The sequence below is a fragment of the uncultured Campylobacter sp. genome, from assembly GCF_937959485.1.
GTDB lineage: Bacteria > Campylobacterota > Campylobacteria > Campylobacterales > Campylobacteraceae > Campylobacter_B.
The window spans coordinates 1-12,787 of the sequence record NZ_CALGPY010000005.1 but is presented as its reverse complement, the minus strand read 5'-3'; the positions used below and the strand labels follow the sequence as shown (position 1 = coordinate 12,787).

At 47.2% G+C, this 12,787-nt stretch carries 11 protein-coding genes; 8 read left to right on the top strand and 3 right to left on the bottom strand.

Annotation, left to right across the window (positions count from 1 at the left end; all coding sequences use genetic code 11):
• The first annotated feature begins 59 nt into the window (after window positions 1-59).
• From Q0380_RS02005 to Q0380_RS01980, 6 genes are all read left to right on the top strand, one after another.
• Window positions 60-752, top strand: coding sequence for an aspartate/glutamate racemase family protein (locus Q0380_RS02005; protein ID WP_298959532.1), 693 nt, complete (start codon window positions 60-62; stop codon window positions 750-752).
• Window positions 753-870: 118 nt separating this feature from the next.
• Window positions 871-1,194, top strand: coding sequence for a DUF2325 domain-containing protein (locus tag Q0380_RS02000; protein ID WP_005870807.1), 324 nt, complete (start codon window positions 871-873; stop codon window positions 1,192-1,194).
• Window positions 1,166-2,422, top strand: a complete 1,257-nt coding sequence (locus Q0380_RS01995) for a hypothetical protein (RefSeq protein ID WP_298959529.1) — start codon at window positions 1,166-1,168, stop codon at window positions 2,420-2,422. The genes Q0380_RS02000 and Q0380_RS01995 overlap by 29 nt, the downstream gene beginning before the upstream one ends.
• 11 nt (window positions 2,423-2,433) lie before the next feature.
• On the top strand, window positions 2,434-2,925 hold the full coding sequence (gene fldA, locus Q0380_RS01990) for a flavodoxin FldA (RefSeq protein ID WP_177389208.1): 492 nt from the start codon (window positions 2,434-2,436) through the stop codon (window positions 2,923-2,925).
• Between the two features lie 301 nt (window positions 2,926-3,226).
• Complete coding sequence (locus Q0380_RS01985; protein WP_298959526.1) at window positions 3,227-3,742, top strand: hypothetical protein; 516 nt, start codon at window positions 3,227-3,229, stop codon at window positions 3,740-3,742.
• 55 nt (window positions 3,743-3,797) lie between these two features.
• Window positions 3,798-4,004: a hypothetical protein gene (locus tag Q0380_RS01980; RefSeq protein WP_298959523.1), complete on the top strand. Its 207-nt coding sequence runs from the start codon at window positions 3,798-3,800 to the stop codon at window positions 4,002-4,004.
• A gap of 634 nt (window positions 4,005-4,638) precedes the next feature.
• Here Q0380_RS01980 and Q0380_RS01975 read toward each other — a convergent pair.
• The gene (locus Q0380_RS01975) at window positions 4,639-8,082 is read right to left on the bottom strand and encodes an acyl-[ACP]--phospholipid O-acyltransferase (RefSeq protein WP_298959520.1); all 3,444 of its coding nucleotides are present in this window, start codon (window positions 8,080-8,082) and stop codon (window positions 4,639-4,641) included.
• 97 nt (window positions 8,083-8,179) lie between these two features.
• Here Q0380_RS01975 and Q0380_RS01970 point away from each other — a divergent pair, with 97 nt between their 5' ends.
• Window positions 8,180-8,707: a hypothetical protein gene (locus tag Q0380_RS01970; protein ID WP_298959517.1), complete on the top strand. Its 528-nt coding sequence runs from the start codon at window positions 8,180-8,182 to the stop codon at window positions 8,705-8,707.
• Between the two features lie 688 nt (window positions 8,708-9,395).
• Here the strand turns inward: Q0380_RS01970 and Q0380_RS01965 are convergent.
• Together Q0380_RS01965 and ciaB are read right to left on the bottom strand one after the other, a co-directional pair.
• Window positions 9,396-10,073: a hypothetical protein gene (locus Q0380_RS01965; RefSeq protein ID WP_298959514.1), complete on the bottom strand. Its 678-nt coding sequence runs from the start codon at window positions 10,071-10,073 to the stop codon at window positions 9,396-9,398.
• A gap of 72 nt (window positions 10,074-10,145) precedes the next feature.
• Window positions 10,146-11,960 (bottom strand): invasion protein CiaB, encoded by a 1,815-nt coding sequence (gene ciaB / locus Q0380_RS01960; RefSeq protein ID WP_298959512.1) that lies wholly within the window; start codon window positions 11,958-11,960, stop codon window positions 10,146-10,148.
• 185 nt (window positions 11,961-12,145) lie between these two features.
• Here ciaB and Q0380_RS01955 point away from each other — a divergent pair, with 185 nt between their 5' ends.
• Window positions 12,146-12,565, top strand: a complete 420-nt coding sequence (locus Q0380_RS01955; protein WP_297990363.1) for an acyl-CoA thioesterase — start codon at window positions 12,146-12,148, stop codon at window positions 12,563-12,565.
• Window positions 12,566-12,787 lie beyond the last annotated feature (222 nt).

Below are 12,787 nucleotides of genomic sequence, written 5' to 3'. Positions count from 1 at the left end.
ATTTTATTAAATTTAGCGGGACTGCATAAAATTCCGTATAAATTTTAAAAGAGAAATCCATGAAAAAAATCGGACTAATCGGCGGCATGAGTTACGAATCTACGATTACCTATTATGATGGGATCAATCGCAAAATTAACGAGCGTCTAGGCGGGCTAAGTAGCGGCGAGATCCTGCTAAGTAGCTTAAATTTCGACGAGATCGAGCGGTGTCAAAGAGATAATGAGTGGGGCAGGGCAGGTGAAATTTTAGCTCGTCACGCGCGGATTTTGCAAAGCGGTGGAGCGGATTATATTTTTCTTTGCACTAACACGATGCATAAGTGCTACGAGGCGATAAAAGCCGCTATATCCGTGCCTTTCGTGCATATCGCGGACGCCACGTTAAGTGAGCTGCGAAAACATGGCGTGCAAAAAGTAGGGCTGCTCGGCACGATTTACACGATGACGCAGGATTTTTACAAACAGCGCTTGATAGATGGCAGTGTAGAGGTGCTCGTGCCGAACGCGGACGAAATGGAAGCGGTAAACGAAGTAATTTTTAATGAGCTTTGCTTTGGTAAAATCTTACCGCACTCCAAAGAGAAATTTTTACGGATTATAGAAGGGCTTAGAGCTCGCGGTGCGCAGGGCGTGATACTGGGCTGCACGGAGATCGGGCTGCTCGTATCGCAAGCAGATACCGCCGCGTGGCTATTCGATACTACGCAGATCCACATCGATGCGGCAGTAAGTCTAGCTTTAAGCGAGTAAATATCAAATATGAGTCGGTAAAATTCCGGCTTATAATTTTAAATTTTTATATATATTATCAGTTAAATTTAATCTTTCTCTGTTATAATAACGACTATCAATCATATAAGGGGATGAAATGAACGTTTTAGTTATAGGAGCAGATGAAATTACGCCTATTAAGGCGGTTTTAAAGGATCTTGGCGCGAGTAACATCGAGCACTGGGATGCACGAAACGAAAATCGCGTAAATCGCAAGCCGATCCCGCAAGATACCGAGTGCGTCGTGATGCTTACGAGCTTTTTGAACCACAACACGATGAAAAAAATCAAAGGCGAAGTAAAAAAGCGCAAAATCCCGCTCGTATGCGCTAAAAGAAGCGTTAGCTGCGTATTTTGTGAATACTGTAAGGTTTTCAATTTAAATCAAGAATTTGGTTGCAGACCTTGCGAAGATGATTAAAATCCCAAGGAATTTAAATAATGCCGGCAAGTCCAGGCAAGCGGTTAAAAAATCGCGCACTACGCCGCAATCAAATGCTTACGACGATGAAGCTGGCGAGCTAAATTCCAAGGATTTTTTAAATTCTAGCAAATTTAACGCTACTTGCCTTGCACACGCCGAAAGCAAGAAATTTAACGGCAAATTTAAAAAGTTTTCAAGTGGTAAATCGGACGCGCTTAATTGTAATGCCTCTAAGCCGTGCGTTGCAAAGAGCGCGCAAAAAGACGGCGCAAATAGGAATTTGACAGCAAGGGCTTTTTGCGACACTGGCTTAGCGCAAAAGAATTTTTTCTGCGCTAAGCGTTCGGACGAGAAATCAGCTTTATTACAAGATACTACCGCGTCAAAACGAGATATCGCGACGCGCGAAAAACGCCAAAAAGCGGATCTGCGGCGCGATAATGAGCTTATTGATGATGAAATTTTAAATGCCGAAGTTTTTAATAAGCAATTCTTTAGCGGCGAGATTTTTGGCTTTGATGCGAACGGGCGCGAGATTGTGCCAGAGGCGCTGCGGGATTATAATGCGGCTTCGCGAGCGCGAGCGATGCTAGCTCTATATAATTTTAACGTTAATGCGGATTATAGAATTCCGCCCGCAAATTTAAAGGGCGCTTCGCAGTTTTGTACCGCATTTTTAAATTTTATCGCTTCCGAGCTTAGGCGCGGGGCTCGTAAAATTTACCGCTTCAAGCCCGCCGTGAAATTTTGCGCAGCGGATAACGCGATAATCTTTTCTTATTTGCGTGGCATGCCGCTGCCCGTATTTGCCGCCAAGCCAGCTTATAAGCTAACTCGCGCGATCGTGAGTCTGCGTAGCGGCGTGCTGCTAAACGGAGACGATGCGTTTCGCAACTTCGTATTTTGCAAAATCGCGCTTCGCAATGCAGGCGCACAGCTGCAGCTTATGGGCAAATCAGGCGAGCTCATCGTAGTTCGCAAGAGCGGTTTTAGCCTAGGCGTGGTTACGAGCTTTAAAAAAATTTTACCTCAAAATCCAGCCATTTATGATAATGATATAAAAAAAGCGCTAGAGCTTTGTCGCGGAGCAAACCTCGACGCCGTGTATCTTGTCTATCCAAAAAATGAAAATTTTAACCGCCATGTCGAGATAAAAAGCGAATGCTTTAAGGGAAATTTCATTATGAAATTAGTACCATACAAGCTTACCGACAAAATTTATTAAAAGGATACCAAATGGTTGGAATTATTTTTGGAAGCTCGATGGGCAATACCGAGGACGCCGCGAAGCTAATCTCCGAAAAGCTAGGCATAGAAAACGAGCTTAAAAACGTTGCGGACATCGCGCCTGCAGATCTAAATAAATACACTGCGCTCATCATCGGCAGCTCCACATGGAACGACGGAGAGTTGCAGGACGACTGGGCGGGCTTTGATTTTTCAGCCCTTGATGTCGCGGGCAAGACCGTCGCGATTTTTGGTATGGGCGATAGCTCAAGCTACAGCGACGCCTACTGCAACGCAATGCGCGAGCTATACGACAACTTCAAAAAAGCGGGTGCAAATATCGTAGGCGCAGTGCCTACCGACGGATATGAATTTGACGAGAGCAAGGCCGTAGTGGATGGCAAATTCGTTGGCCTCGCGCTAGACAATGACAATCAAAGCGACCTCACCGAGAGCCGCATCGAGGCGTGGGTAGCGCAGATCGCTCCATCTTTTAAATAGTCCTCCTTTAAATTTGCCGCGGAGCGTGCACTTCACGGCAAATTAGAATTATCATTAAAGCTCTAGCTAAATTTCAAAGCTATAAAATTTTAAAACTTCTTTCTGCTTGTAATTTTTTGTATCATACTGGCAAATAAAATTTAGCCTATTTTTATCACATAAAATTTTGTTGCCGATAAATTTAGTGAGATTTTAAAATATTCCGCTAATGCTTAACAATTAATCTCAAAATTTACCTCAAATTTAATCAAATTTTAAGCGGGGGGGCTAGTATTCCTTACTTTAATCTTAAGGAGTAAGTATGAAGCTCAGATATATGATGGGTGCCGTAGCGGCGGCTTTGGTGTTAGCAGGATGCGGTGAGGACGAGATAGAACTCGTCAAAAACTATACTTTGCCCGATTTTAAATCTATGAGTATAGGCACGGCGATCGAAGGGTCGAAAAGATGTAAAAATATCACGTGGTCGAAGGCTGATCGCGGCGGGTTAAAATCCGTCACGATGGTGTGCGATATAGATGTGGAGGCAATAAATGCCGAACTCGAGAAAGCGACCAAAGAACGTCTTGAGAAATATAATAAAGATGCTATAAATAGCAATATGGATAGTACTATGGAGTTTTATAGGGGTAAAGCTTATGATAGGAACAGCTTGCTTCAGCTAGCTAACAAGCTTTGTAAACTAAACGACGCGAAATTCCAAGAGACTATAAAAGTAAAAGGTAAGATAGAATACAAAGATCAGAAGGAATTGATCGATTGCGATAAGTCGCTAGAGGATGAAATTTTAAAAGACCAAGACCCTAAAAAAAGATAAGACATATCTACCGGGCGTATTAGATTTCTTAAAAAATGCAGTGTATCATTCTCAATTGACGCCAGAGCAATTAAGAGCCGATTACGGCATCTCCGATAAAGCGGCGCCGTCTAGTGCAACGATAGAGCTTAATTTCGTCGTCAATAACGATAAGAGCGTAGATTTGGCGCCGGGATTTAAGATAATGTCCGATGGCAAAGAGGAGCCTGCCGGCAAAAATGATACATCTAAAGACGCACTAGCAGTATTTTATGCAAGATAGTATGCTGCGAAATTCTTGAGTAGCGGAGCAGAATTTTAAAATTCGCTCCGTTACGAAATTTAAAGAATTTCATTCTCGGTAAAATTTCATAGAATTTCGTCTGCGGTTTCGACGTAAAATTTTAATGCGGAATTTCACGGCTGAGCCGATATGTCGCGCTTGTTTGCCACGATTAAAATTCCTTTTTATGTCGCGGCGTGGAATTTTAAGCACGAAATTCCATATTTTACTAAGACGCCTTATGCGCGTAATTTTACAAACTGAATTAATCGAAATTTAGCAGCTAGATTTTTCTCAATTTTGAATTTTGCAGCCTGAAATTTAACGCCTTAGAACTCCTCAGCTTCACAAACCCACATCGCGAAATTCTGCCGTCGCGCTCTTGTTTTATAGCCAATAACGACGAGCAGCGTCAGTAGCCCCGTCATCTTGCACTCACAGCGTATTTTTATCGCACGGGCTTTTCAATTCCTAGAGTTTTAAATTTCATACCATACAATTTCAATCAATTAAAATTTTGCACCGCAAAATTTCGCCACGCCGATACAACCAAAATTCTACCACTCTGCGATATAGCCGGAATTTCGCGGCTTTAAAGCCTCGCACTAACCAAATCCTTTTTTTAGATTTTGTCCTAAAGTCCCAGCTCTATCGCCAGATCCTTTACCGCTTTGAGATTTACCTTGCCGCTGCCGAGCACCGGGATTTGCTCGACCTTTTTCACGATGCTTGGCTGCATTATCGGCGCCAGCGCGGAGTCCTTTAGGCGGCGCGAAATTTCATCCTCGCTCGCCTCGCCCACGTAAAGCAGAGCGATCTTCTCGCCCTTTTTCTCGTCTTTTAAGTTCACGCACGAATAGATCGTGCTTTCGCCTAAAATTTCGCCTACAGCGTTTTCTACCGCGCCCAGGCTTATCATCTCGCCACCGATTTTGGCAAAGCGCGAAAGGCGGTCGGTGATAAATAAAAACCCGTCGTCGTCGATATAGCCGATGTCGCCGCTTTTGTAGTAACGCACGTCGTTTATCTGCGCGATCGCTTCGGCGGTTTTTGCCGGCTCATCGTAGTACTCCTTCATAACCTGATGTCCGCCGATTAAGATAAGCCCCTCCTGCCCGTTTGATAGCGGTTGCAGCGAGGCGGGATCGGTGATCTTTATGACCGTGCCTGCAAGCGGCAAGCCGACGCTCTTTTCGCGGTTGAAGTGAAGCTCTTTGAAAAAATCGGGTTCGAGGACGTTCGGCGTATTTACGCTCACTACCGGCGCAGTCTCGGTCGTGCCGTAGCCCTCGTAAATTTCGATGCCGAATTTTATCTTAAATTCCTTTCGGACGTTTTCGTTTAGCTTCTCCGCGCCCGCAATCGCCAGGCGGATGCTTGCTAGCATTAGAGGATTGAGCCTTTTATTTTTGGTGTAGAGTCTAAAAAACGTCGAAGTGCCGAACATTATCGTAGCGCCGTATTTCGCGCTCATCTTGCCGACGCTAAAGGCGTCTGTAGGATCGGGCACGTGGATGCTTAAAATTCCGTCGTTTAGCGGAAAGAGCGTCGTTACGGTAAGTCCGAAGCAGTGAAAGATCGGCAGCGACGCTAAAATCGCATCGTGCTCGTTGGCGTTTATGAGCTCCGAAATTTGGCGGACGTTCGCCATTATATTTTTATGCGTCAAAACCACGCCTTTGGGCTTTCCCTCGCTGCCGCTGCTAAATAAAATGGTCGCTACGTCATCTATTGCGTGCGGCTTAAAATACAGCGCGCGAAATAAAATTTTAGGCATCAGCAGCGATTTTAGCGCGCAGGCTATGCGCTCGTTTTTAGAGACGCCCTCGCTTAGATCCTCAAGGTATACGAGCCGATCGCCGATCGAGCTTTCCAGCTCAAAGCCCTTTGATTTGAGCTTTTCTACGAATTTGCGCGAGCTGATGATCGTGCGGATATTTGCTTTATCCGCGCAGTAGATTAAATTTTCTTCGCTTAGCGTGTAGTTTAAATTTACGCTCGTTTTGCCCATCGCAAAAAGAGTTAAATTTACGGCGCTTGCGATGACCGAGCTAGGCAAAATGATACCGATGTTCTCCTCGCTGCTTATGCGGCTCTTTAGTCTTTTGTGAAGTATCAAAACGGCGCTCATCATCGCTAAATTTGTGAAGCTCACTCCAGTGCTATCGACCGCTACGCGCTTAAAAGGCGATCTTTTGGCTTGATTTAGCCAGTTGTAGGCAAGCGGCTTTAGGCTTGCGAGATATTTGCCCCAGCTGAAAAACGACAGCTCCGTTACTGCGCGCTTTACCTCGTGCGCCTTGGAATTTGCCTCAATCGGCGCGCCGAAGCTTACGCGAAGTGCGTTTTTGCCGCTTTGCGAGATCGTTCTTTTATAATGTTCGCTGGCGCGCGAAAACGTCGATCCCCAAAGCCCCCTGATATAAAAAGGCACGATTACGGAGTTCGTATCGTGCGCAGCTAGCTCAAATCCGCCCTGAAACTCGTCTATGCGGCCGTTGTAGCTGATGTGCCCTTCTGGGAAGAGCCCCACTACTTCGCCTGCATTTAGCGCCTCGCGAATGCTTTCGATCGCGCTTTTGCTCACGCCCGCTCCGATCGGAATGACGCGGAAAATTTTAAAAAACCACTTCAAATACCACAGATCATAGTAGCTGCGATGCATCACGAAGCGTACTCCGCGCGGGCACGCAAGCTGCACCACCGCCCAATCGATCCAGCTGATGTGGTTGCCTAAAAGCAGTACGCCGCCTTTTTGCGGGATGTTTTCGATACCGTCTACGTGGACTTGGTAGCCGAATTTCATAAACGGAATGAGTAAAATTCTAACGAAAAGCTGCGGCAGATATTTTGCGCCGAAGATCCCGCAGATAAGCACGCACAGTGCCGCCATAACGAAAATTTCGCCGCTGGCGACCGCAAAATGCACCAAGATGATGGCGATGAGCAAAAACAGCACCATAAAGATATTTTGGATGAAATTTGAGCCCGCGAGTACCCGCCCCATGCGCTCATCGGCGGTGAAAAACTGAATTACGGCGTTGAGCGGCACGATGAAAATTCCGCCGCTAAATCCGAAGAAAAACGATGCCGTACCGAGCCAAAATACCGAGTGCGCGTTGGCTAGCACCATTAGCGCGAGCGCAAGCCCGAATGCGCCGAACGGCACGATACCTAGCTCGATATGTTTTTTGCAGTAGCTGCCCGCAAAGATCGAGCCTAGCGCGATTCCGATCGCGCTAAGAGCTAAGATTACCTGGATCACCATTACGTTATCGCTGCCGCTAAGGCTCTTGTAGTGAGCCGGGAAGGTCGCGATCACGAGCTGCGAGACCGCCCAAAACATCGAAAGTCCGAGCGTGCAGAGTAGGACATTTTTGTCTTTTAGCACAAAATTTAAATTTTGCCTTAGATAGCGAAGCTTAAAATAGTCGTCTTTATTAAATTCCGCCTGCGGTTGTGCGGCGTCGAAGAATGGAATTTTATATGAGTAGTATGTTTCAAGCACGGAGCCCGCGACCAAAAGCACGCCGATGAACCAAACCGAGCTCATCAGCTCGCCCGCGTCGCTGCTACGGGCTGCAAACAGCTCGAAAATCACCGAAAAAACAAGCGATGAAAGCAGAATCGCGATGATGGTAAGCGCCTGCACGAGGCCGTTTGCCGCGCCTAAATTTTTGGCGCCGACGATCTTTTTAATCAGGCCGTATTTGGCGGGCGAGTAGATCGCGCTTTGCGCCGCAAGCAGGATCGTCATAAAAAATGCGAAATAAAACCATCCGCACAGATATCCGAGCGTAATGAGCGCGGTAAGCGCGACGCCGAGTTTCGCGCAGATCCGCGTAATGCGGGTGCGCGAGAATTTGTCGTTGAGATAGCCGCTGGCGCTAAAAAGAAATACGTAAGGCAGCAAAATCAGCAAATTTACAAGCGAGGTAAGGGCGATGAGAGCGCCTGAATCGGCGCTTTTAACAAGGACGTTTTGGATCGTGATCTTATGGCCCAGATCGACGCTTGCGTTGATAAACATAATCGCTAAAAACGGCAAAAATCCGTTGATTTTTAATAGAGATTTCACGGGCGCTCCTTTAAAAACTGGATTTTATCTCATGGAAGTTAACGGACGCAAATTTAAGGCGGCTTCGCTACAATTACGCAAAAATTAAAGGAAAAATATGAAAGTATGTATCACCAATCGCGATGTCGATAATCTCAATAAATTTATGCTGCTTTACAGCAAAAAGGCGCGCAAGCAGCGCCTCATCAGCACCTACGCCATACCATTTGAGTTTTTGCTCGTTGGCATCATCATCGACGGGCTTTTAAAAACGGCGCCGATTGCGAGTATATCGTCGGTTATTTTGGGTGCGGCGTGGCTTATTTTTTATCCGAAATTTTACCGCAGCATGCTAAGAAAGCATCTGGCTTCCGCCAAGCTCGCGCAAAACTCGAACATAGAGATGGAATTTATCGCGGGCGAGGATGAAATTTCATTTTCGAAGGGCGAGCCGCGCGCAAGCGAGAAATTTGCCGCGCGCTCACTAAATCGCATCGCTGCGGGCGGAGAGAATTTTTTCTTGGCGTTTGATCGCGGCTTTCATATCGTGCTTCCCAAAAACGCCGAAACGGACGCCGCGGTGCAGAATCTCGCGGATCTGCGCGGCTTGCAGATCGAATCCGTGGATATGGATGTTGAAATTTAGAGCTTTGCTTTTAAATTGCGGCTCGTAAAATTCGCAATATAAATTTAAAATTCTAGATTCTGCTATTGTAAAATTCTGCCTCTGGAATTCGGGTTTCGGCACGTTTTTTCTTAAGGGAGAAGGGTACTACTTTCTCTACTTCGCTGCGCTCGCAAGAAACGCCGCAGGCTAAGCCTTGCGTTGCTATGCTCGTTTTACAAGGAGCCCCCTTAAATTCCTAACCTCTGGCATGCTCAGGGGGGGCGACTCCGTCCGCGTTAAAATTTAATATGACTTGGATTACTACATGAGGAATTTTACTCATGTTTGTTTCATTAGAATTAAACTCAGGCGTAGCCTGCACCGCTAGCGTCGTCGGGGGATGGGTGGGGTTTTGGGGCGGGAAGGGGAGCGACCTCGCAATTCAAGCTCCCTTCCCGCCCCAAGATATATCACGAATTAAAATTTAAACGGAATTTTATTTTGTAATAAATTTAAAATTTCTCTATGTAGAATTTTGCCTCTAGAATTTAGGTAGTGACGGCATTTTCTCTTAAGGGGGAAGGGGCGCTACTTGCGAGGTCGCTCCCCTTCCCCCTTAAAATCCCCCAACCCCTGGCACGCTCAAAGGGCGAGCTACACTCGCGCTAATTTTAAACTGCGGTTGGCGGCGTAAAATTTTGGCTAAAATTCTGTGCTTAGTTCGTCGTTATGCCTCGCGCATCTCCTCTGCTAGACGCTTTTTGTAGGCGCGCTTGAAATAAAACGCCCAAATTAGCGGAAATATTATCTCCAGCCCTTTCCAAAATGCAAACCCGCCATACTCTACAGGAATGGTAAAAAAACCTATCCAAACTGCATAGTAAGCAGCCACATAGCTTATCACGAAGATAACGCCCCAAATTAGTACTTCGGAGCCCGTCGTAACAATCCAGATCGCAATCAAATATATGAAAGCGCTTGCTAGCGCAGTCGGGAAAAACCAATTTAGAACGCCTAATTTTTGGTGATTTATATCCGCGCTAAGATATCCCGCCACGCAAGCAATGATACACAGAGCGCATAAGATAATGCGCAGCACGGCTAAATAGCGTAGCTCACGGGGTTGTACCGCGCCTTCGTAGTCGCTGTTTTCGCAGCTACTACTTTGGCTGTTTTTGCTGCCACGCCCCGCCACATAGACAAGATGTGCGCCCAGCGCTATGAAACACGCACATTGAATGAAGTCCATAAATATGAAGCTGCCGAGTGCATCACTTTCGCCTACATTGCCTATTAACCTAGGCCACGAAAATTTTACTATGCAAAACATCGCCGCGAGTAAAATCGGGTGCAGCGCGACCCTGCCGTTTCGCAAATCGGAGAGTAAATTTTTAAAATATCTCATGCTTTCCCCTTGAAATTCCGCGGAATTTTACTAGCTTCCCATTATTTTAAGGCGCGGTTTGGGTTCGAAATTTTAAAGCCACTTTGCTCGCTCGCCGCTCGGATCGGTTTCGTTGCCGATCGCTTCGTAGCGCGAGTAGTAAAACTCCACAAACTCTCGCACTTGCGCCTCGCGCGGCAGATACACGCCGCCGCTAAGCTCTGCAAAGCGCGATAAAAATTCCGCTGCGTCCTTTTTGTCGCAATAAAGCCGCGCCAGCTCCTCGTAGTTTTGCAAGCACGCAGCTTTGAAGCTCTCATAGCCTGCGCGGTCAAATTTAACCGCCAGCCGCATGCCGTCAAATTTCAAAACGCCCGATGCAAAAAGCAAGCTCAGATGTATCAGAGCCTCGCAGTAGTAGGGCTTTAGCTCCTCCACTCGCTGCCACGCGATGAGCCCCACGGCGCGGCGGATCAACTCATCTAGCACCGGCAGGCAAAACTCCTCCTCCTCGTGGAAAAAGAAGCTCACGAGCCCGCCTGTGGTCGCTTTGTACTCCTCGATGAGCTTAAAAAGCCCCGAGCGGTTCATGCGCGCCTCGGTGTCCGCGTCGATGAAAAATATATGCCCGAACTCATGTCCGATCGTCGATATTTCGTAGACGCGGCGCCAAATTTGCGGCTTTTTAAATAAAATTTCGCGCCCGAAATTTAGATACTCAAGGTCGAAAATTTCGCCGCTTAGCCGCATAAAAGGTCTAGCCTTGGCGCTTTCATAGACGAAATTTACGAAGGCGAAAATTTTCTTGCCGCAGTTGGTGCTTACGAACTCGTCGTTGGGTACGACCTGCGCCGAAAAGAGCCCGTTCAGATCGGCTCCGTAGTAGATTAGCGGCGCGCAGACGTAAAGCTGGGTTTTGGCGATGTTTGAGAGCACGAGCGAGTGCATTACGGCGTTATTTGCGCCGATTTTTTCATACGCACGCTCAAAGCTCTCGCTTACGCGCGCTTTAAATTCCTCCGCGCTAAACTCATACGCGCCTGCAAGCCTGACATCCCATTCCAGCGCGACTGCGTGTGTGTAGGCGTCCTCGTAGTATTCGAGAGGATGACCGATCTGAAGCGGCGTTTTTATATCCATCCACGCGATCTCCGCATCCCGCCACGCGCCGATTACCGCGCTAGCGTCTTTCTCGCAAAAGGCCTGTTTGAGCTTGCCTAGATACGCGATGTAGGATAGCTCGCTCTCATCTTCGGCAAGCGTCACCAGGCACTCCAAAAGATCGCTAAATTCGCTCTGCAGCTTCGCCGTCTCATCCGCAAATGCCACGGCGTAGGGCACCATTTGGGATTTGCCCTCGCGCTGCACTATCGCGCCGTAGCAGCGCTCGCAGATCTCGCCGTGAGGCGTGCGCATAAACAGCTCCTCTTGCAGTAAAAATTCCTTCGCCTGCGCAAGCGAGCTAAATTCCCTCTGTAAGCGCTTGTTCGTGCCTTCGATAATTAGGGCTTGCCAGCTTTTTTGCATATCGCTTAGCAGGAGCCCGATGCGGTGCACGCCCTTTAAAAGCTCCAGATAAAACGGCTGCAAAATCCCCTGCGCGCCTGCCTCGGCGATGAGAGCCGCGTGCATGCTCTCGTGTATTTCGCGCGTGAAATCATACATTTTGCTCTTTAGCTCGCGCTGCTGCGCCTCATCGTAGCCCAAGCGGCGAAATTCTTGCAGTAGCGGATCCTCTTTGAGATCAACGATTCGGCGTAGCACGGCGATGCGCGCGGTATCGCCAGATTCAAAGCCGCAGATCTCTAGCCCGCGCGTGATCAGCTCGGCGTGCGGCTCGTCGTAGAGGGCGTTTAGTCGCGCCTTAGCGCTCGCCGCCATCTCGCTAAGTTTTGCAAAATCGTTCATCGCTTATCCTTTTTGCCGTTTTTATTGTCTTTTTGCGAGCGGAATGTGTCTGCTTCGCGAGCAAAATTCTATCCTCGCATCCGCTTAAAATTTTAAAATTTCGGCATAGATTTTTGCCGATTGTATCGAAAAAGTGTTAAATTTGCGCGGTTAAAATGCGAGATTTTTAAATTTAAGGAGTAAAAATGAGCGATTTAAACTTAGACGATTTCGGCGAGCCGCGCATCAAGGTCGTAGCGCTGCCGAAGGACACGAACAGCTCGGGCAATATTTTCGGCGGCTGGATACTATCGCAGATCGATTTAGCGGGTGCGACGGCGGCGCGCGAGATAGCGCCAGAGCGGGTCGTGACGATCTCGATGCAGGAGGTAACTTTCAAGCAGCCCGTATTTATCGGAGATGTCATCAGCTGCTACGCAAAAGTCCTAAGCGTGGGAAATACCTCTATCCGCGTGCAGATCGAGGTCGCAGCGCTGCGGCTGGGCGAGGATGGATTTCGCGAGTGCTTGCACGTAACCAGCGCGATCGCAACCTACGTAAGCGTGACCAAATCAGGCCAAAAAAAGCCGATCAGCGCGGAGATCAAGCGGCTGCACGGATTTTAAAATTTCTCAGACTTTAGTTTTAGCTCAAGGAATTTTAGCGTCAAGCTTATAACGCGAAAATTCTTATGTGGGATAAGCCTAGTGCACAGAATTTGCTGCGTAAAATTTTATAATTTCAAGCGTGGAATTTTGCTGTATAGTATTTTGGTAGAAAACCTTGCAGACAAAATTTTAGAATTTTAGAATTTTAGAATTTTAGAATTTTAGAATTTTAGAATTTTA

Coding starts and splice junctions, on each gene's coding strand:
- Q0380_RS02005 (WP_298959532.1), top strand. CDS start 60: ATGAAAAAAATCGGACTAATCGGCGGCATGAGTTACGAATCTACGATT.
- Q0380_RS02000 (WP_005870807.1), top strand. CDS start 871: ATGAACGTTTTAGTTATAGGAGCAGATGAAATTACGCCTATTAAGGCG.
- fldA (WP_177389208.1), top strand. CDS start 2,434: ATGGTTGGAATTATTTTTGGAAGCTCGATGGGCAATACCGAGGACGCC.
- Q0380_RS01985 (WP_298959526.1), top strand. CDS start 3,227: ATGAAGCTCAGATATATGATGGGTGCCGTAGCGGCGGCTTTGGTGTTA.
- Q0380_RS01970 (WP_298959517.1), top strand. CDS start 8,180: ATGAAAGTATGTATCACCAATCGCGATGTCGATAATCTCAATAAATTT.
- Q0380_RS01965 (WP_298959514.1), bottom strand. CDS start 10,073: ATGAGATATTTTAAAAATTTACTCTCCGATTTGCGAAACGGCAGGGTC.
- ciaB (WP_298959512.1), bottom strand. CDS start 11,960: ATGAACGATTTTGCAAAACTTAGCGAGATGGCGGCGAGCGCTAAGGCG.
- Q0380_RS01955 (WP_297990363.1), top strand. CDS start 12,146: ATGAGCGATTTAAACTTAGACGATTTCGGCGAGCCGCGCATCAAGGTC.